This window comes from Pseudoalteromonas sp. Z1A8, from assembly GCF_011378855.1.
Lineage (GTDB): Bacteria > Pseudomonadota > Gammaproteobacteria > Enterobacterales > Alteromonadaceae > Pseudoalteromonas.
The window spans coordinates 64,826-85,080 of record NZ_WTLB01000013.1; the positions used below are offsets into that span (position 1 = coordinate 64,826).

A 20,255-nucleotide genomic window follows, 5' to 3' on the forward strand; every position below is an offset into this window, starting at 1 on the left:
CATTTTTTTCTTTTATTGTTGATTTATAAAACCAACCATCTGAAATTTAATAACTTTATATCATTGGCAGTAAAGTTGCTCTATTAGAACTGACAACAAGTAGATTCTAATAATCAGGACACACAATGATAAAGTTTACACACCCCTATATTTTACTCACCTCAATGAGTGGCCTCGCTATTTGCTCGTACTCTGCTCAAGCGGCTGAATATGCTGTATATGGTAAAGCTGAGGTACAAATTGCTAATACCGACACGGGTATAATGCGCTACGCAGAAGAAGGTACACAAATAGAAGCGCCATTCTCGCGTATTGGTATTAAAGGCGACCACACACTTAACGAATACCTAAGCGTTGTTTTTAAATATGAAGTACAAGTAAAAGGCTTTGAGGAAGACGACACCGACGAACCTTTCACTGCACGTAATACTTACTTAGGTTTAAAAGGCGCGTTTGGTGAAGTTGTAGTAGGAAGAAACGATACTCGCTTTAAATACTCAGAAGGAAAAGTGGATAACTTTAACGAAACCCAAGGCGATATATCACAAGTTATTGCTGGGCAAGACAGACTCGGTGATACGTTAACTTACACCTCTAAATACTGGTATAACGCACAGTTTTCATTTACCTACGCCCCAAAAGATGACAATAAAGATAATGAAGCAGGTTTTGCTGCTACGCTTATCTATGGTGATCGTAATTTAAGCAATACAGCATATTATATAACGTTGAGTCATGTAGAATCGCTTAACAACATCACCGCAAGTCGTATAGCGGGTGCTTATAAGTTTGAGCAATTACAATTAGGCGCTCTGTACCAGCATTCAGAATCGGAAGATGGCATTAAATCAGGCAATGGCTATGTTGTAAGTCTAAGCTATACACTTGATAAGTGGGTACCAAAAATTCAGTTTGCTAAAGATGATTCAGCACTTCGTCAAGCTTCAGATGCCACACAATGGACTACTGGGCTTGACTACGTGTTCGATAAGCAAACAACTGCTTACCTCTTATATACCGATCTTAATTTAGAAGAACAAGACGACAGCAGTGTTGCGCTTGGTCTTAAATACAAATTTTAGAGGCCTGCCATGACAGATAATATACTCACACAAGAACCCGATAAGAAAAGAAATTTTCAATGGCTTTTTTTAATACTAGGCCCTTTAATAATGCTATTAACATGTTTACTCGATCCACCAACGGGTATGTCTGTAGCCGCATTTAAAACTGCAGGTTTAGCATTTTGGATGGCATCGTGGTGGGTGAGTGAAGTAGTACCAATTCCTGCAACTGCTTTGTTACCACTGGTAATATCACCACTTGCTGATATAGCAGCAATTAAAAGCGTGGCTGCCCCATACGCACATCCGTTAATATTTTTATTTCTAGGTGGTTTTTTAATTTCCATTGCTATGGAGCGTTGGGGATTACATAAACGTATTGCGCTAAGTACTATGCTCTATGCGGGTAAAAAACCAAGCCTACAAATTTTAGCTATGATGCTGGTTACTGCATTTTTATCTATGTGGATGTCTAATACAGCTACAGCCGTAATGATGCTGCCTATTGCACTTTCGATCACCAGTTTAGTTAAACAGTCAGATCCTGAAAACGAAGGTTTTGGCAAAGCATTACTGTTGTCGATTGCTTATGGCGCAAGTATTGGTGGTATTGCTACTTTAATTGGCACACCGCCTAATGCTTTAATGGCTGCTTATTTGTCCGATAGCTACCAAATTGAAATAGGCTTCGCGCAATGGATGATTGTAGGCGTACCTCTGTCTTTAAGCATGCTAATTATTAGCTGGGTTTGGCTTACTAAATTTGCGTATAAAGTAGATGCTAATGTTAAAAACGGTCAAAAAATTGATACGAAAGCGGTGTTTTCAACGCAGTTAAAAAATCTTGGAGTAATGCAACGTGCAGAAAAAGGCGTGTTGTTTGTATTTGTACTTGCTGCACTTTGTTGGATATTTAGACCTTTATTAGGTGATATAACAGGTCTTAATATTTCAGATACTACAATTGCAATTGCAGCGGCATTACTGTTGTTTGTAATGCCAGCGAATAAAGACAAAGATGAACGTATTCTTGATTGGCATCACGCGTCAGATGTACCGTGGGGTGTATTACTATTGTTTGGAGGCGGATTAACACTCGCGTCTCAAATAAAGTCATCGGGGTTAGCTGAGTATATAGCGCATATGATTGAAGGCGCGAGCGCTATACCTTTAGTTATGAGTGTACTTGTTGTGGTTGCCTTAATTACCTTTTTAACTGAAATCACCAGTAACACAGCTACAGCAGCTGGCTTTTTACCATTACTAGGGCCTGTTGCAGAGTCAATTACGGGTTCACCTTTAGTGTGGGTAATACCTGCTGCTATTGCATGTAGCTGCGCGTTTATGATGCCGGTAGCCACACCTCCAAACGCTATTGTGTTTGGCTCAGGGCAAATACAAATGCGCGACATGATAAGAGCCGGCTTTGTGTTAAATATTGTTGCTATTGTTTTAATAACGCTGGTAACAATGACGATTGCAGCTCAGGTATTTGGTTTTTAAATACCCACTAAATTAGTTCCAACCAACCATATGAGCAGCCTGAAATTTAATTTAGGCTGCTATTTAATCACATTAGTTAGTGTTATTGCTCGAAAAACAGAACAAGGTTATAGTCTGCGGTAACTTTAAAAATTGAGTAATCTATTTTGAGCACCGACACACCACACGCAATGCCTTTAATTCCCCAATTTGATGAATTGCAAAAAAGCTTTCTCGAAACGCCTTACTTGCCAGTTGATAAACGTCTCGTTTTATTAAAAAAACTACGCACTCGTATTGTTGAACTTGAGCAAGAGCTAGTGGATGCTGCTTCAAAAGATTTTGGTTACAGAACTGCGTTCGATACATTAGTTGGTGACATATTACCTACAGTGCAAACACTCGCGCACATTATGAAAAAGCTACCAAAGTGGGCAAAGCCAAGTAATCGCTCTGTGGGTTTAAGCTTATGGCCTTCTAAAGTCAGTGTTAATTACCAGCCCAAGGGTGTAGTCGGTATTATTGCACCGTGGAATTACCCAATTCAGCTAGCGTTAGTACCTGTACTTACCGCGATAGCCGCTGGTAATAGAGTTATGCTTAAATTGAGCGAATTTACACCTCACACAAACGTCGTTATCGAAAAAATATTTAAAGACGACATGCAAACGCATTGCAAAATAATACAAGGCGGTAGCGACGTAGCCGCGCAGTTTTCATCGCTCCCATTTGCTCATTTATTATTTACGGGCTCAACGGCCGTAGGTAAATTAGTAATGGCTTCGGCAAGTCGTAATTTAACACCCGTAACGCTTGAGCTCGGTGGTAAATCGCCAGTTATTATTACCCAAAATGCCGATATTAAAAAAGCGGCGCAAGCTTTACTGTTTGGCAAGATGGCCAACGCAGGGCAAATATGCGTTGCACCCGACTACGTATTTGTACCCAAAGCGCTTGAGCATCAACTTATTCAGCAGTTATGTGAGCTATATAAAAAGCATTTTAAAGAGGGTGTTGAAGGTAAAAACTTAACCTCTATTATTAGTGATGCGCACTATCAACGTTTAGCAAGTTACTTAGAGCAAGCACAAGAGCTTGGCGCAAACATTATTAAGCCACTTGAACAAAACCAACAAGATGCAGAAAAGCATCGTATGGGGCTTCATATTGTTACTCAAGTTACTGACGACATGCAGCTTATGCAAGACGAGTTGTTTGGTCCAATATTACCAATAATGAGCTATGAAAAGCTCGACACTGTAATTGATTACATTAAAGCACATCATCACCCGTTAGCGCTTTATATTTTAGGGCAAGATAAGCACGCTCAAGAATACATTATGAAGCAAACTATTAGTGGCACTGTGGCAGTAAACGACACGCTTGTACAAGTGACTGCCGATGATGTCCCTTTTGGTGGAGTGGGGCATTCAGGTATGGGGCACTATCATGGTATTGAAGGGTTTTTAACGTTTAGCCACGCTAAAAACACGTTAGTATCAGGATCGTTTAATCCTCGTATTAATCTGTTACTTAAACAAAATAAGCTTATTATTAAGTTATTAAAATGGCTTTACATAAAATAATAGGGTGTTGATTTTGTAAAGTTAAATAGATTTTTAACTTGCTCAATCAATATGTATTAAAAAGGCTGAGTTACATTATGTAATTCAGCCTTTTTTAGATTAGTTTTAAACTAAACTCTTAAACTCTTAAACTTTAAAATAAGCGCCCTTCGCCGGCATACGTGCCTACTTGAATTTTTGCATAAATGGCATCGGCTTTTTCTTTAGCTTCTTCAATTTCTTTAGGTAGCATTTTACGCTCATCAAGTTTGCGGCTGTGGCTCGCTTCCATGTTACCGTTGTACTCAGCAATCGTGTTCCAAATGTATGACTTTTCTAAATCTTTTGGCATACCTAGGCCTTCAAAATACATAAGTGCCAGGTTAAATTGTGCTAAAGAGTAGTTATTAGCCGCCGCTTTTTCGTACCAGTTACGTGCAGTTTCGTAATCACGTGTAACGCCCACGCCATTAGAGTACATAACGCCTAAATTAAACTGAGCTGCAGGTAGGTTTTTATTGGCTGCTTTTTCAAATAAGGTAACAGCCATTTGGTGATCAAGCTTAACACCTTTACCTTCGTCATATAAAACCGCTAAAGCAAACATAGAATCCGGGTGGTTCTTTTTTACGCCTTGCTGATAAAGTGCAGCCGCTTTTCGGTAATCGCGTGTTACACCGTATCCACCTTCATACAATTTGGCTAATTCGTAAATCCCTGGTGCAAAGCCTTTATCGGCAAGGTATTCAAATTCTTTCAGGGCGACTGCAAATTCACCTTCGTTAGCTGCTCTTATGCCATCTTCTAATGTGGCATGAGCAAAAGGGCTGGCAAGTAAAGCGCCAGTAAGAACGAGTGCTTTAAAATTAAACTGTGACATAACAATGTCTCCAATTAGTAATAGTTACGATAGGTATTAATTAGATGCTAATTTATTAATTTTTTGCACTATTTGCGTGTTTCAAGCGTTTAATACTGATAATTAACGACAAATAAGTGCTTAAGAGTGCCTACTATTATGTTTTACGCCTGCTTTAGTATAAACGCAAGGCGATGCTGTTTAAGATAGCGAGTGTAGAATGCAAGCACATCAATTTAGAAGTGTAAGATACAGATTTTATAGAAAAATTAAAGAAATAAAAAAAGCCCGTTAGGGCTTTTTGGGGTCATATTAACCGTCACTAATATGAGCAATGTAGCAAGTAAATGTGATATTTGATGTTATAACTTGAATCAAGTAAGTAATAACACGAAGCGGCACGCTCTTCTTTTAATGTGTCAGCATCCTTGCTGAATATTCTTCCGTAGGCACTGAGGTCGTTACACTGTGTTTATGCGAACGATTATCAGTTAGTTCTAAATGCAAGTCAATACTTAAATGATAATTATTATCAAATGACTATTATCTTTACTATACAATTTTTAAAATGGAGAAAGTGATGCTTAATAATCTTAAAACTAAAAAGCTAATACGCTCATGCTTCGCTATAAGTATGCTGTTTTTATGTAGTTGCTCAGCATCCTTTACGTATAACAATTTAAGTTGGCTTTCATCGTTTTGGGTTGATGATTATATTGATTTGAATAAAAAACAAAATGAGCAGCTAAAAGATATAATTAAAACCACTCAAACGTGGCACAGGCGCACTCAGTTACCTGCATACAAGCAAGATATACAAAATATTAAAACGCTTTTTAATCAATCACTCGAAACCGATCAATTAAAAGAACAAGTCGTTTTTGCAAAAAAGCATTGGCAAAACTTACTTGAGTACGCACATCTTCCTCTTGCAGAACTAGGTGCAACATTATCTGGTGAGCAACGAGATGAACTTTTAAATAATATTCAATCACAAATTGATGAAGAGCGAGAAGAGTTTAACGATCAAACTGCGCATGAGCGTAAAGCCGAGCGTTTAGAGTCACAATTTGAATACTACGAAGAGTGGGCGGGTAAGCTCAGTAAAGGGCAAAAAGCATTAATAACCATGGCCAATGAGCTACATCAAGATTCAAATACGCTTTGGTTAGAGTACAAGCAAAACCGGTTAGATTTTGCTAAACAAGTATTTGAAAATAAAAGCTTAACGCAAAGCCAATTTATTGATCAATTGAGTACGGTGATAAAAGAGCGTGAGATTTATATGAGCCAAGAGCTACTCAAAATAAATGAAGAAAACCTCAATTTATACATTAATTTATTGTACGAATTAAATATGACGTTGAGCGTAAAGCAACGCCAAAGTGTAAATGATCAATTTGATGAGTTAATTGAGACTTTAAACGATATAATAGACAACTAAATTGTGCATGAATCACTAAGTCTTGAATTCAGAAGTTTTAAAATAGCTTCTCAGGCTAATTTTTTAAACGCAAAAAATGCTTTTAAAGGGCAGTATATGGTTACAGATTTGAAAAGTATCTTAAACTCGTGGTATCCCGAAAGAGATAATCAAGAGTGGGTTTTAGCTACTTTGTATAAAATAGAAGGCTCTAGTTACAGAAAACTAGGCGCTATGATGCTTATTTCTAGCCTAGGCGAGCGCTTAGGGATGCTTTCGGGTGGCTGTTTAGAAGCTGACATACAGCGCCACGCTAAACAAGTAATGAGTACTTTAACCAGTAAAACCATTAGTTATGACGCAACCGACGAAGACGATTTAACATTTCAACTCGGCATTGGTTGTGGGGGAATAGTACACATTTCACTGCAGCCGATTCACAAGGCTAATGACTATTTACAGTTAGAGCATGTCTCTAAAGCACTTAATGAAAATAAACCAGGGCGATACATTCAACAAGTAAGCCCCATTTTGCCAGCGGGTAGTGGCGTATTTACGCAAAATGATGAGCCACATGGTTTATCGATGAACCGTAAAGCGCAGTTGCTAGAGTTACAAGGTGCTACGTGCCTGCAAACCACTATTTATCCGCCGCCTCATTTACTAATAGTGGGTGGAGGCGCTGATGCCGTGCCTGTTTATGCCCTAGCAAAGCAACTTGGTTGGAGTGTAACTGTATGGGACACACGCCCTGCAAATGCAAAAAGGCAATATTTTAAAAATGCAGATGCTATTTTGCGCATCACGCCGAGTGAGTTAAAAGAATATTGCATAATAAATAAAGTAGATGCTGCTATTTTAATGGCTCACAGTGTTGAACTAGATGCAATTACGCTCAGTCAATTTGCTGATGTTGCTTTTAAATATATAGGGTTACTTGGGCCTAAGCACAGACGCGAACAGGTACTAGAGCATGCAAGTACAAAACGTGAACAAATTAAGGCCCCTGTGTTTGGTCCTGTAGGGCTAAATTTAGGTGGGGATTCGCCAGAGAGCATAGCGCTTTCGCTCATTAGTGAAATACATGCGGTGCTTAGTAATAAAAATGCACAGTCGTTAAGTAATTGGGGTCAAGAGCTGTGCTAATTGCAAAAGTAGTGCTGGCAGCAGGTCAATCATCTCGTTTTGATGGTTGTAAACTAATAGCCGATGTGGGCTTAGGGCAAACAATGATTGAGCGAGCGGTTGAAGTACTTCAAGCGCTTGATGATTCACCCGTATATGTAGTTACAGGAAAGTGGCACGCAGAGGTTGTACAAGCACTCAGCGGGCATTCAAATATACATATTATTGAAAACAAACGATGGGATGACGGCTTAGGTGTTTCAATTGCTGTCGCTTCGCAAGCGCTATCTAAACACCCTGCTTATAATGGAATTTTATTTATGCTTGCCGATCAGGTTGAGCTTAAAACGCAGGATCTAGCTGCATTAGTTACAGGTTTTACACGTGAACCCACACGCTGGTGTGCAAACTACGGTGAGCGTTTAGGTGTACCCGCTATATTCCCAGCGGTTGATTTATCAAAGCTTACAAGCTTAACTTCAGATAAGGGTGCACAGCAATTACTGCGTTCTAGCAGTGAAGTTGTCAATACAATTAATTTAAGTAGTGCGAGTGTAGATATAGATACACAACAGCAGCTGAGTAATTTTATAGCGAAGCATGAATTAAAAGTACACAAAAAGTAATTGAATTATATCAGTTGTAACTATGATTATGTTTAAAGTATTTAGCTGTGAATACAATGGGTATTACACGGTAAATGATGTTTTTAGAGTGAGTAGTTACAACAATTTTAACGGTTAAAGCCAACGTATTAACTAATACTGAGGTTATAAAGCTTAATCAAGGGGCAAGCTATGGTGACGTTTACAATTAATGGCAAGGTGGTTGAATCACACGCAAGTGAAGATACACCATTGTTATGGGTTATTCGTGATGAAATTGGATTAAAAGGTACGAAGTTTGGTTGCGGTATTGCAATGTGTGGTGCGTGTACGGTGCATTTAGATGGGCAAGCAACTCGCTCATGTGTGCTACCAATTGGCGCTATTGCGGGTAAAAGCATTACCACAATTGAAGGACTTAATAACGAACACCCACTTCAAAAAGCGTGGATTGAAGAGCAAGTACCACAGTGCGGTTACTGTCAATCGGGGCAAATAATGCAAGCTGCTACATTACTTGCTGCAAACCCTAGCCCGTCAGATGAAGAAATAGTCAGCCACATGAATGGCAACTATTGCCGCTGTATGGCTTACAAGCGTATTAAAACTGCTATTCAACGCGCTGCAGATGAGTCACAAAGTGTAGTAAATATATTTGATCCAAATGCACAAGACGCTTAACTGGAGCCGATAATGAAAAAATTATTTCAAAAAAATAGCGAAACCGTTAATTTAAACCGTCGCTCGTTTATGATTGGTACTGCAAGTGCGGGCTTAGTTATGGCGTTCGCCCCTGCGTTGTTTTCGGGTTCGCTCAGTGCAAAAGAATCAATTGAACAACAGGCTTTTTCACCGACCATTTGGTGGACTATGAGCAGCGATGGCGCCGTAGAAGTAAGTATTGCTAAAGCTGAAATGGGTCAACATATCGGTACTGCTCTTGCGCGCATTGTAGCTGATGAACTTGAATGTGATTGGGATAAAGTATCAATTACCTACGTAGATACTCACGAAAAATGGGGCTACATGGTTACCGGTGGTTCGTGGTCAGTGTTCCAAAGCTTTAAGCCTCTGTCGCAAGCGGGTGCTGCGGGCAGAATTGCGTTAATAGACGCTGGCGCGAAAATGCTAGGTATAGCTGTGGATAAATGCCACGCTGAAAAAGGTTATATTGTATCGGGTGATAAATCGGTTAGTTATGCTGACATTGTTAAAAAAGGCGAGTTTAATCGCACATTTACCAGTGATGAAGTTGCAAACCTGCCACTAAAATCAGCTAATAAACGTCACTTAACGGGTCTTAAACAAGACTTTAAAGCGCTCGATATACCGGCTAAAACTAATGGTACTGCGGTATATGGTATAGATGTTGAAGTTGAAGGCATGCTGTACGCGCGCCCAGTAATACCGCCAACCCGTTATGGCAGTACGGTGACAAATGTTGACGATAGTGCAGCAAAAGCGATTAAAGGCTACAAAGGTTATGAAGTTTTAAATGACCCTAGTAACACAGTGCAAGGCTGGGTTGTTGTACTTGCGGACAACTACCCAAGTGCCATTAAAGCAGTAGATGTTTTAAAGGTGAGTTATAAAAAGGGTGAGTCGGCAAATATATCTGAAGCTGATATTCAAAACGAAGGTAAGCGATTATGCGAGCAACGCGACTCGGGTACTTTGTTTGTTGATGAAGGCGATATAAAGAAAACCCAAGCCGATGCCAATGAATCGTTAGAATCAATGTATACCACAGCAACAGCGAGTCATTATCAGCTAGAGCCACTCAATGCGTTAGCCGAATTTAAAGACGGTAATTGGATTATTCATACGGGGAACCAATGGCAATCTCTTACGTTACCCGCTATTGCAAAAGCACTTGAAGTAGCTCAAGAGAAAGTAATTATTCGCCCTTATTATTTAGGCGGTGGCTTTGGTCGCCGACTATTTGGTGATTGGACTGTACCGGCAGCCCTAACTGCAAAAGCAGTGGGTAAACCAGTAAAGCTAGTATTTACACGCGCGGACGATAGTTTATTTGATCAGTCTCGCTCTGCATCTGCAGCAAAAATGACAGCATCGTTTGATAAAAACGGCACTTTCACAGGAATGGAACATGCATTTGCGGCAGGTTGGCCTACCAAAGCAATGGCACCCGGGTTTTTAGCTCCAGGTGTTGATGGTAAAGGTAAATTTGATGCGTTTTCAGCATCGGGCGCCGATCATTGGTATAGCATGAGTAGTCATCGAGCACGTGCTATTAATAACGAAGTTGCACAAAGCACCTTTACTCCAGGCTGGTTACGCTCAGTAGGACCAGGTTGGATTGCATGGAGCCTTGAGTCGTTTATTGACGAAATTGCCCATAAGCAAGGCAAAGATCCGGTTCAATTTAGAATCGAAATGTTAGATGGTAAAGGCAAGCAAGCAGGTAAAGCACCTGAGAGTGTTGGTGGAGCGCTACGTTTACGTAATGTACTTAAAACAGTGTCTGATAAAGTCGCTTCTGTTAAATTAGCGAAAGATGAAGGCATTGGTTTTTCAGTGAGTTCGGGGCAAGAGCGCACAATGCCAGCTTGGCTTGCAACCGCAGCACATGTTCATGTTAACCGTGATAGTGGTAAAATAACGCTTAAAAAGCTTTATGTTGTTGTAGATGCAGGCTTAATTATTCATCCTGATGGGGCATTGGCACAAATTGAAGGCTCATTATTATGGGGCAGCAGCCTTGCTTTACACGAGTCAAATACGTATAAAGATGGGCAAGTATCGGCTACTAACTTTAATACTTATTTACCGCTAAGAATGCAAGATGTACCAGATATAGACATTGAATTTTTACAAAGTGATGAGTTTCCGGTTGGTTTAGGTGAGCCTGGGGTTATAGGTGTTGCGCCAGCCATAGGTAATGCCGTATTTAATGCCGTAGGTGTGCGTTTACGTGACCTACCAATGAAGCCAAGCGCAGTTAAAAAAGGCTTGGATGCGTAAAGCATAATTAAAATAGTTAAAGGGGCCTGTTTTAGAAGGTTCCTTTAGCTATTACACGTATTTTTGTAATTATTATTTTATATCAATAACTAAAGCAGTTTAGGTAGTGATGGCTTATTGATATTAGTTAAGGTTTGTTTATGCTAATCGACCCAACAGGGCGAGAGTTTAGTTACTTGCGTTTGTCTATTACTGACGTATGCAATTTTAAGTGTGTTTATTGTTTACCCGACGGTTATCAAGGCGGGAGTGACCGTGGTTTTTTAAGTGTGAATGAAATTAGTAATACGCTTAAAGCATTTGCTCACCATGGTATTGAAAAAGTAAGGATCACTGGCGGAGAGCCCACCTTACGTAAAGATTTTATAGATGTTATTCGCGCCGCAAAAGATATTGCAGGTATTAAAAAAATTGCAATGACCACCAATGGCTTTTCTCTCCATAAAAACATTCATAACTGGGTAGATGCCGGCTTAAATGCAATTAATGTAAGCATTGATACCTTAGACCCACGCATGTTTAACACTATTACTGGGCACGATAAATTTACCTCAGTAATGAAAGGTATTGATACCGCGATTGAAACAGGGATTGATTCGGTAAAAATAAACAGTGTGCTTATGAAGCAATATAACGCGCAAGAGTTTGATACGTTTTTAAATTGGGTTAAACATCGCCCCGTTACTATTCGCTTTATTGAGTTGATGCAAACAAACGATAACAAAGCCTTTTTTGATGCTAACCATGTTTCTGGTCAGGTGTTAAAAGCTCAGTTATTACAAACGGGGTGGCAGCAAGTTGCGCGTAGTGCATCAGCAGGTCCTGCTCAAGAGTTTGCACATCCTGATTACCAAGGCAGAATTGGTTTGATCATGCCTTACAGCAATGACTTTTGTAGTACCTGTAATAGGTTAAGAGTAACAGCCAAAGGGAATCTGCATTTATGTTTATTCTCTGAAGAGGGGATATCACTAAGAGAATATATGAATGATAATTCTAATAGTGAGTTAATGGCATTGCTATCGCGTTATATTAAAACTAAAAAACCAACTCATCTTTTACATCAAGGTAATACAGGTATTACGACTAATTTATCTATGCTAGGTGGCTAGTTATTAAGGTTGCTTGATGAAGCTAAAATGCCAAACATGCCCCTAAAATGCATAACATTATCCTAAAAAAAGGTAATAACAGGGTTTATCTACATGGTTTTATATCGACAAGGCTTGTTAAATTATATTTTCCCGTTAAACTTAATTTTTATTTTTTGTTAAGTGATTAGAATGGATATCGCAGCTCTTAATAGCACTAAATCATTAAGAAAAGACGTCCTTAGAGGGATGTGTCTTTGTTTTGGTTTTTTATCAGCTGGATTTGCGGGGCTTAATTTAACCGTAAATAACTTTCCACTGCTTGGCTATATCGAAATCTGTTTTTCCATTTATTGTATATTTACTTATATTTCACTTACACGTTGTCCACTACAGTTTTGGCAATCCGTTGTGATGTGTGCACTTGTAACGTTTATTGTTATTTTAGCTACCGCTTTAGCATCTCCTCGTAACGGTGTATTTGTATGGTCGTTTGCATTACCTATTTTGTACTACCTGTTGTTAGGTAAACAATATGGTGTAATTTTCTCTGCAACTTTATTAGCTATCCAAGTGTTTATTTTAGGGAGTAAATCTACTCTTTCACCCTTTGAAACCTTTAACTTATCCCTAAATTTAATTTGTGCTTATTTTAGTATTTGGGCGATATCTCATGTTTTTGAAGGGAGTCGTTCGAATTTTTCAAAGCGACTTAAAAATTTAGCGTTACTTGATCCATTAACGGGTACAGGTAATCGCCTTTCAATGAGCCACTACTTTGAAGTAGAACTACAAGATAAGTCACAGTTATATTTATTTTTACTCGATTTAGACTTTTTTAAACAAGTAAATGACGAGCACGGACATGGCGTGGGTGACCAAGTACTTGTCGAAGTGGCCACTTTACTAAGGGTTGCACTTGGCAGAGGGTACGTATTTAGAGTTGGCGGTGAAGAGTTTGCTTTATTTAGCTCTTTTGCAAATGAAGAGGCTGCACTAGACGCCGCTGAACAAATAAGAGCACGTTTTGAAAATACAACTTTTGATATTGATGGCCTTGCTATCAATATTACAACGAGTATTGGAATCGCAAAATTTAAAAGTACTAATTCATTGGAAAGCTTTGTAAACCAAGCGGATAAACAGTTATACAAAGCAAAACAATTTGGTCGTAATAAAGTGTATTGTAAGCTTAAAAAAGAGCACGACTGTGAGGCGGTAGTTGCTTAAGTTACCTTACCTAATACATTACCTAGTACATTTGCTCGAAGTTAGGGATCCCGTTTTCCCAAATTGGTTTATCTTTTCCTATATGTTCGCGTACAGCATCAAAAAATAACCGAGTTCTTACCGGTAAATCTCGATGCGGATACACGGCATACATCGCACTAAACTCCATGAGTTTCACATCAGTTAATAAAGGCACTAGTTTACCCTGTGATATTTCATCACCAATAATAAATGCAGGGGCGACAAAGTAAGTGGTGCCCGATAGTGTTTTCATCAGTAATGACTCTGCATCGTTTGCTCTAAACACACTTTTTATTTTTTGCTCGCAGGGCTCACCTTTACTGTTGTAGTAATCTATTGCATCTATCCGAATAGAGTTACTGGCGTAGCTTGCTGCTGGCAATTGTGCTAAATCTTCCATTGTTTTGGGCATACCATAAGTGTCTATGTACTCTGGTGCTGCAACAATGAGTAAGCGATTACGCGCTATTTTACGTGCAATAAGGGATGAATCTTTTGGCTCACCAACACGAAATGCTAAATCAAACCCTTCAGAGACGATATCAACCAATCTATCGTCTAAGCGCAGTTCAACTTCTACTTGCGGAAAGCGTTTTTGGAAATCATTAAGTACAGGTTGCAAATAACGCCTGCCAATCAATGTTGATGACGTGATTTTTAACACCCCGCGTGGCTCTAAATGGTAGTTTTCAGCCATGCGTACTGTTTCGCCGAGCAACTCTCTAAGCTCAGCGGCTTTTTTGATCATTTCGGCGCCCGCCGCTGTGAGCGAAAACGAACGCGTTGTGCGGTTAAGTAACCTAATGCCTAGCTCATCCTCTAAACGGCTAATTTGCTTAGATATAACAGAGCGATCTATGTTGCGTAATTCTGCAGCTTTTGCAAAAGAGCCTTGCTCAACCACTTCAAGTAACATTAAAAGTCGACTTGTTGTATCCATTATTACACCTTAACTAATCTATTGATGCCATTTTGGCATTAATGAATTTAAAAATCTATGGTTTTTACACACGGGTTAAATCCGTATTATGCGAGGCTAATCAACAATGGAGCGTCTTCATGAACAAACATCTAATTGCTGCAGCACTTACTGCGGCATCTTTAACACTAGCAGGTTGTGCTGATGAGAGCACGGCTCAATCAGCACCTGCACAGCAACTTCAACCAATTGATGTAGCACAGGTGCTTGTTAAGCCAGTACAAAGCTGGCACACATATACAACTCGTTTAGAGTCTCCACAAGAAGTTGCTTTAATGCCGCGTGTGTCGGGAATAATCGATAGCATTGAATTTAAAGAAGGCGACGTGGTTAAAGAAGGCGATGTTTTATTTCAATTAGATTCTCGTCCATTTGCTGCTGTGGTTGCTAGTTTAAAAGCGCAAATCAACAGCGCTGAAGCCGCTCTAGAGCAAGCTAAAAGTGAAGACAAACGTGCGGTACGATTATTAGACCGTAAAGCAATTTCTACTGAGCAAGCACAAGCGCGTACTTCAACACTACGCCAACGCGAAGCACAGCTTTCTGCACTTCAAGCACAGCTTACATCAGCAGAGCTTGATTTAGAGTTTACGTCAGTTGTATCACCAATTGATGGCATTATTTCTCGCGCAAATATTACCAAAGGTAATAACATACTTGCGGGCCAAAGCGTATTAACGTCAATTGTTTCAAACCAAGCAATGTACGCTTATTTTGATGTTGATGAACGCACATGGAATCACTCTTTTAATGATGTTACTGCTGCGAGTCAGCAAACTGTTGTAATGCAAAAAGTGGGTCAAAGCGATTTTGCATACAAAGGTTACATTAACTTTATTGATAACCAAATTAATTCATCAACAGGTACATTACGTGTACGTGCAGTATTTAATGAAGACAGCAACCAATTACGCGCAGGCTCGTTTGCACGTATAAAGCTGGCTGCAAATTCTATTAGCGACGCGATTATTATCCCAGAACGTGCAATTGGTACCGACTTAAAAAATCGCTTCGTATTAACGGTTGGTGAAAACAACGTACTTGAATACAAACTAATCACTACTGGTGAGCGTTACGGTGCATTACGTGCGGTTACATCGGGCCTTAATGAAGGTGATGTTATTGCTGTAAATGGTCCAGCTCGCGTAGGCCCTGGTATGCCAATCTCTCCGCAAACAGTAACAATTGATACAAGTGGTGTGGCATTTACATTGTCAAATGACAACACACAATTTGTGGCTAAGCAATAAGGTTTATTGATGAAATTTTCGCATTTCTTTATACAGCGTCCAATATTTGCGGCCATGCTGTCATTGGTTATTTTAATTGCTGGTGGTATATCACTATTCCAATTACCAGTAAGTGAATACCCAGAAGTAGTTCCTCCAACAGTGGTTGTTACCGCTAATTACCCAGGTGCTAACCCGACCGTTATTGCGCAAACAGTTGCCACACCGCTGGAGCAAGAAATTAACGGTACTGAAAACATGTTATATATGTTCTCGCAAGGTACCAGTGATGGCCGCATGACACTAACGGTGACATTTGCATTAGGTACCGATTTAGACCGTGCTCAAGTACAAGTACAAAACCGTGTAAACAGTGCGCTTCCGCGTTTACCAGAAGAAGTACAACGCTTAGGCGTAGTGGCTGAAAAGTCATCACCAGATTTAACCATGGTAGTACATTTATATTCACCTGAAAAAACGCACGACACAGCGTACTTATCTAACTATGCCGATTTAAACATTAAAGATGAAATTGCGCGTTTACCGGGCGTAGGTGATATTCGCATGTTTGGTGCCGGCAAATACTCAATGCGAGTATGGCTAAACCCAGATGCACTGGCTGCACGCGAATTAACAGCAACAGATGTAGTAACAGCACTTCGCTCGCAAAACCAGCAAGTTGCTGCAGGTAGCTTAGGCGCGCAACCAATTTCAAACGACAGTCAGTTTCAAATATTGTTAAACGTTAAAGGTCGTTTAAACAGTATTGAAGAATTTGAACAAGTTATTATTAAAGTGGGCGATGAAGGTCAGTTAACGCGTTTATCTGATATAGCCCGTGTTGATTTAGGTCAAGATACATACGCGCTTCGTGCTGAGCTTGATAACCAACCAGCACTTGCAATGCCAATATTTCAACGCCCTGGTTCTAACGCTATTGAGCTATCAGATCAAGTACGCGAAACAATGGCGCGCTTATCTAAAGACTTTCCTACCGGTGTTGAATACGACATTGTGTACGACCCAACGGTATTTGTTCGCGGCTCAATTGAAGCGGTAATTGCCACTTTACTTGAAGCCATTGTACTGGTAGTTATTGTTGTTATTGTATTTTTACAAACGTGGCGTGCATCAATCATCCCGCTAATAGCCGTGCCTATTTCACTTATTGGTACGTTTGCAGTAATGCAGTGGTTGGGTGTGTCGATTAATACCTTATCGTTGTTTGGCTTAGTACTGGCTATAGGTATTGTTGTAGATGATGCGATTGTAGTTGTTGAAAACGTAGAACGTAATATCGAAAAAGGCTTATCGCCACTTGAAGCAACCCGCGTTGCAATGAGCGAAGTAACAGGCCCTATTATTGCAATTGCGCTAGTACTAAGTGCTGTATTTATTCCTACTGCGTTTATTACCGGTTTATCAGGTCAATTTTATAAGCAATTTGCACTTACAATTACAATTTCGACTATTATCTCAGCGTTTAACTCATTAACGTTATCGCCTGCGCTTGCTGCATTGTTATTAAAACCGCATGATGCAAAACCAGATGCGTTCACGCGTTTACTTAATAAACTGTTTGGTCGTTGGTTGTTCCAACCATTTAACCGCGTATTTAATCGTGGTGCTAAAGGTTACGAAAAACTGGTACAAAAACTAATTCGTATGACCGTTGTTGTTATGGTGGCTTACATTGCACTTGTTGGTGGCACAATTAAGTTATTTGATGCTGTACCGGGTGGCTTTATTCCACAGCAAGATAAACAGTATTTAGTGGCGATTGCGCAGTTACCTGATGCATCAAGCCTTGACCGTACTGAAGATGTGCTTTCTCAAATGCAGCAAATTGCATTAGAAGTACCAGGCGTTGCACATACCGTTGCTTTTCCTGGCTTATCAGTGAACGGTTTTACTAATAGCCCTAACAGCGGCATTGTATTTACACCACTTGAAAGCTTTGACAAACGTACCGATCCAAGCCAATCAGCGATGGCGATAGCTGCCGAGTTGAATAAACGCTTTGCTGCCATTGATGAAGCATTTGTAGCGGTATTTCCACCGCCGCCAATTCAAGGTTTAGGCACTACCGGCGGTTTTAAACTGCAAATAGAAGACAGAGCTAATAAAGGGTTTGAAGCCTTATTTAATAGTCTGCAAGCTGTTATCGGTAAGGCGCAACAAGATCCAGCATTAATGGGCTTGTACTCAAGCTTCCGTATCCAAGTTCCACAAATGGATATTGATATTGACCGTGAGCAAGCGCTAATTCAAGGCATTCCACTTGATGAAGTATTTGATGCACTGCAAATTTACTTAGGCTCTGTGTACGTAAATGACTTTAATATGTTTGGTCGTACGTACCAAGTAAATGCACAGGCTGATGCTGACTACCGTTTAGACCCTGATCAAATACTTAATTTAAAAGTACGTAACCGCTCAGGTAATATGGTGCCACTAGGCTCTGTATTAACAGTTACACCAACAATTGGTCCTGACCGTGTTATGCATTACAACGGTTACCCAAGTGCAGAACTAAATGGTAGCCCAGCACCAGGTTACAGCTCTGATCAAGCACAAGTTGCTATTGAAAAAGTACTCGCAGACACACTACCAACAGGTATTGAATATGAGTGGACTGAAGTAACGTACCAACAAGTACTTGCCGGTAACACCATGGTTTATGTATTCCCGTTAGTTGTATTACTTGTATTTATGGTACTTGCAGCGCAGTACGAGAGCTTACGTTTACCACTGGCAATTATATTAATTGTACCAATGACTATTTTCTCAGCCTTGTTAGGTGTGTGGTTTGTTGGCTCTGACAACAACATATTCACCCAAATAGCGTTAATAGTACTGGTCGCGTTGGCTTCTAAAAATGCAATATTGATGGTTGAGTTTGCAAAAGATAGACACGACACTGGCTTATCGCACTTAGAGGCAATACTTGAGGCCTGTCGTATGCGTTTGCGCCCAATATTAATGACCTCAATTGCGTTTACAGCAGGTGTTGTACCGTTAGTGCTTGCTACAGGTGCGGGCGCCGAAATGCGTCACGCTATGGGTAATGCTGTGTTCTCAGGCATGATAGGTGTAACCGTGTTTGGCCTATTGTTTACGCCAGTATTTTATATGTTAGTTACTAACAAAAAAGAGAAGGCGCAGGAGAATACCCATGACTAAATTGATGCAAAAAAGACTTAAAACAAGTCTAACTGCCAGTGCGGTTTTAGTGGCTGCGTTTTTATCAGGATGTGCGAGTAAGATCGATACTGCTAGCGAGCAGAATGTTGTTAGTGATTTTGTGACGAGCGCAAATATCGCGGGCAAACTTACAGGGGCAGACGAAACTAATTGGTGGAAAGGGCTTGATTCACGTCAGTTAGACCAGTTAGTTGCCAATGCTTTGGCTAATAACCACGACTTGCAAACAAGCCAGTTAACGCTTAAGAGTGCATTAGCACGCTTAGGCGAGCAAAAAGCGCGATACTTACCGCAAGGTGGTATTGAAATTGGCGCACAGCGCAGTGGCTTAGGTGATACAAACAGCCGTCAATCGAGTGCTAATTTAGCGCTTGATTGGCAGCTTGACTTATTTGGCCGAATTACAGCCTTGGTTGATGCCGCTAGTGCATCGGCCATGAGCCAAGCCGAACAAGTACGTTTATTGCAAATTGAAGTGGTATCGTCAGTTGTTAAAGGCTTTGTAAGCTATCAAGGTAATGTTGAAAAGCAGCACATTGTTACGCTTCAAATAGAAGCACTTGAGCAAAGCATTGACGTACTTCAAGCTCGTGTTGATGAAGGTGTTGCAAACGAACTTGATTTAAACAGAACGATGGCGCAATTAAGACAGCAGCAAGCATTAATTCCGGCTATTGAATATGCTAAATTTAGCGACTTATCGACTTTAGCCGTTTTAACCGGTCGTTTAGCGCAAAATATTGAATTAACAAATGAGCAGGTTATTTTAGAGCGAGAGTTTAGTGTTTCACTAAGTGAACCTAATAAAGCAATTGCATTAAGACCTGACATTAGCCGCGCACTTTATGACTTTAGCCAAGCAAACAGTTTAAGTGTCTCGGCAAGTAAAGCGCTATTGCCAGATATAAGCTTAAGTGGCTTTGCAGGCGTACTTAGCCTAGGTAGCAATGGCTTTAGTGATACACAGCAACAATGGCAAGTAGCGCCGCAGTTACAGTGGTCTATTTTAAGTTATCCTGCGCTTTTAGCGCAGCGTGACGCGCAACAGTTTTTAAGTGAAGCCGCATACAGCGATTATCAACAAGTAGTATTAACTGCACTAAGTGAAAGTGAACTTTCACTGCAATTGTTGGTCAATCAAGCACAGCAAAAGCGCTTTGCCGATGAACGTTATGACTTTGCTAATAAAGCATTTTTACAAGCCGAAGCAATGTATGAAGAAGGTCAAATTCCTTACCTTGAGTTGTTAGATGCGCGTCAGGATGTTTTAATAGCACAAGAAAATGCTGTTGAATCAACAATTTCTTCATTGCTTTCCAAAGTAAATGCGTACCAGTCATTTAATGGGCAATGGAGCTATGCGTTAAACGACACTAATAAGTAGAGTTATATT

General features: G+C 40.1%; 15 protein-coding genes. 13 read left to right on the top strand and 2 right to left on the bottom strand.

Annotated elements, in window-relative coordinates:
- Positions 1-164: 164 nt before the first annotated feature.
- The 3 genes from GQR55_RS07225 (at position 165) to GQR55_RS07235 (ending at position 4,132) form a co-directional block, all read left to right on the top strand.
- Complete coding sequence (locus GQR55_RS07225) at positions 165-1,082, top strand: porin (protein WP_240916833.1); 918 nt, start codon at positions 165-167, stop codon at positions 1,080-1,082.
- 9 nt (positions 1,083-1,091) lie between these two features.
- On the top strand, positions 1,092-2,567 hold the full coding sequence (locus GQR55_RS07230) for an SLC13 family permease (RefSeq protein ID WP_166420054.1): 1,476 nt from the start codon (positions 1,092-1,094) through the stop codon (positions 2,565-2,567).
- Positions 2,568-2,737: 170 nt separating this feature from the next.
- Complete coding sequence (locus tag GQR55_RS07235) at positions 2,738-4,132, top strand: coniferyl aldehyde dehydrogenase (RefSeq protein WP_166420075.1); 1,395 nt, start codon at positions 2,738-2,740, stop codon at positions 4,130-4,132.
- Positions 4,133-4,265: 133 nt separating this feature from the next.
- Here the strand turns inward: GQR55_RS07235 and GQR55_RS07240 are convergent, their stop codons facing one another.
- Complete coding sequence (locus GQR55_RS07240) at positions 4,266-4,991, bottom strand: tetratricopeptide repeat protein (protein WP_166420055.1); 726 nt, start codon at positions 4,989-4,991, stop codon at positions 4,266-4,268.
- Positions 4,992-5,550: 559 nt separating this feature from the next.
- Here GQR55_RS07240 and GQR55_RS07245 point away from each other — a divergent pair.
- The 7 genes from GQR55_RS07245 to GQR55_RS07275 all read left to right on the top strand — a co-directional run bounded on the left by GQR55_RS07245 (position 5,551) and on the right by GQR55_RS07275 (position 13,429).
- Positions 5,551-6,414, top strand: coding sequence for a DUF6279 family lipoprotein (locus GQR55_RS07245; RefSeq protein WP_166420056.1), 864 nt, complete (start codon positions 5,551-5,553; stop codon positions 6,412-6,414).
- A 96-nt stretch (positions 6,415-6,510) separates the two neighbouring features.
- Positions 6,511-7,539, top strand: a complete 1,029-nt coding sequence (locus tag GQR55_RS07250; RefSeq protein WP_166420057.1) for an XdhC/CoxI family protein — start codon at positions 6,511-6,513, stop codon at positions 7,537-7,539.
- Entirely contained in the window at positions 7,533-8,144 is a 612-nt protein-coding gene (locus GQR55_RS07255) for a nucleotidyltransferase family protein (protein ID WP_166420058.1), read from the top strand. The genes GQR55_RS07250 and GQR55_RS07255 overlap by 7 nt, the downstream gene beginning before the upstream one ends.
- A 171-nt stretch (positions 8,145-8,315) precedes the next feature.
- Complete coding sequence (locus tag GQR55_RS07260; protein WP_166420059.1) at positions 8,316-8,804, top strand: (2Fe-2S)-binding protein; 489 nt, start codon at positions 8,316-8,318, stop codon at positions 8,802-8,804.
- Between the two features lie 12 nt (positions 8,805-8,816).
- Positions 8,817-11,108 (top strand): molybdopterin cofactor-binding domain-containing protein, encoded by a 2,292-nt coding sequence (locus GQR55_RS07265; RefSeq protein WP_166420060.1) that lies wholly within the window; start codon positions 8,817-8,819, stop codon positions 11,106-11,108.
- A gap of 140 nt (positions 11,109-11,248) precedes the next feature.
- Positions 11,249-12,220, top strand: coding sequence for a GTP 3',8-cyclase MoaA (gene moaA / locus GQR55_RS07270; RefSeq protein ID WP_166420061.1), 972 nt, complete (start codon positions 11,249-11,251; stop codon positions 12,218-12,220).
- A gap of 171 nt (positions 12,221-12,391) precedes the next feature.
- The gene (locus GQR55_RS07275; protein WP_166420062.1) at positions 12,392-13,429 is read left to right on the top strand and encodes a GGDEF domain-containing protein; all 1,038 of its coding nucleotides are present in this window, start codon (positions 12,392-12,394) and stop codon (positions 13,427-13,429) included.
- A gap of 22 nt (positions 13,430-13,451) precedes the next feature.
- Here GQR55_RS07275 and GQR55_RS07280 read toward each other — a convergent pair whose 3' ends face one another.
- Entirely contained in the window at positions 13,452-14,390 is a 939-nt protein-coding gene (locus GQR55_RS07280) for a LysR family transcriptional regulator (RefSeq protein ID WP_166420063.1), read from the bottom strand.
- A 119-nt stretch (positions 14,391-14,509) separates the two neighbouring features.
- On the opposite strand from GQR55_RS07280, the gene GQR55_RS07285 reads away from it, so the two are divergent.
- Genes GQR55_RS07285 through GQR55_RS07295 form a run of 3 tightly spaced genes read left to right on the top strand, consistent with a single transcriptional unit; the run spans position 14,510 to position 20,246 of the window.
- A complete protein-coding gene (locus GQR55_RS07285; RefSeq protein WP_166420064.1) occupies positions 14,510-15,679 on the top strand; it encodes an efflux RND transporter periplasmic adaptor subunit in 1,170 nt (389 codons plus the stop codon).
- Between the two features lie 9 nt (positions 15,680-15,688).
- Entirely contained in the window at positions 15,689-18,841 is a 3,153-nt protein-coding gene (locus GQR55_RS07290; RefSeq protein WP_166420065.1) for a multidrug efflux RND transporter permease subunit, read from the top strand.
- Entirely contained in the window at positions 18,834-20,246 is a 1,413-nt protein-coding gene (locus tag GQR55_RS07295) for a TolC family protein (protein ID WP_166420066.1), read from the top strand. The genes GQR55_RS07290 and GQR55_RS07295 overlap by 8 nt, the downstream gene beginning before the upstream one ends.
- Positions 20,247-20,255 lie beyond the last annotated feature (9 nt).

What these genes read in the sequence shown, in the direction of transcription:
- GQR55_RS07225 (WP_240916833.1), top strand. Translation starts at nt 165, where the DNA reads ATGAGTGGCCTCGCTATTTGCTCGTACTCTGCTCAAGCGGCTGAATAT.
- GQR55_RS07230 (WP_166420054.1), top strand. Translation starts at nt 1,092, where the DNA reads ATGACAGATAATATACTCACACAAGAACCCGATAAGAAAAGAAATTTT.
- GQR55_RS07235 (WP_166420075.1), top strand. Translation starts at nt 2,738, where the DNA reads ATGCCTTTAATTCCCCAATTTGATGAATTGCAAAAAAGCTTTCTCGAA.
- GQR55_RS07240 (WP_166420055.1), bottom strand. Translation starts at nt 4,991, where the DNA reads ATGTCACAGTTTAATTTTAAAGCACTCGTTCTTACTGGCGCTTTACTT.
- GQR55_RS07245 (WP_166420056.1), top strand. Translation starts at nt 5,551, where the DNA reads ATGCTTAATAATCTTAAAACTAAAAAGCTAATACGCTCATGCTTCGCT.
- GQR55_RS07250 (WP_166420057.1), top strand. Translation starts at nt 6,511, where the DNA reads ATGGTTACAGATTTGAAAAGTATCTTAAACTCGTGGTATCCCGAAAGA.
- GQR55_RS07260 (WP_166420059.1), top strand. Translation starts at nt 8,316, where the DNA reads ATGGTGACGTTTACAATTAATGGCAAGGTGGTTGAATCACACGCAAGT.
- GQR55_RS07265 (WP_166420060.1), top strand. Translation starts at nt 8,817, where the DNA reads ATGAAAAAATTATTTCAAAAAAATAGCGAAACCGTTAATTTAAACCGT.
- moaA (WP_166420061.1), top strand. Translation starts at nt 11,249, where the DNA reads ATGCTAATCGACCCAACAGGGCGAGAGTTTAGTTACTTGCGTTTGTCT.
- GQR55_RS07275 (WP_166420062.1), top strand. Translation starts at nt 12,392, where the DNA reads ATGGATATCGCAGCTCTTAATAGCACTAAATCATTAAGAAAAGACGTC.
- GQR55_RS07280 (WP_166420063.1), bottom strand. Translation starts at nt 14,390, where the DNA reads ATGGATACAACAAGTCGACTTTTAATGTTACTTGAAGTGGTTGAGCAA.
- GQR55_RS07285 (WP_166420064.1), top strand. Translation starts at nt 14,510, where the DNA reads ATGAACAAACATCTAATTGCTGCAGCACTTACTGCGGCATCTTTAACA.
- GQR55_RS07290 (WP_166420065.1), top strand. Translation starts at nt 15,689, where the DNA reads ATGAAATTTTCGCATTTCTTTATACAGCGTCCAATATTTGCGGCCATG.
- GQR55_RS07295 (WP_166420066.1), top strand. Translation starts at nt 18,834, where the DNA reads ATGACTAAATTGATGCAAAAAAGACTTAAAACAAGTCTAACTGCCAGT.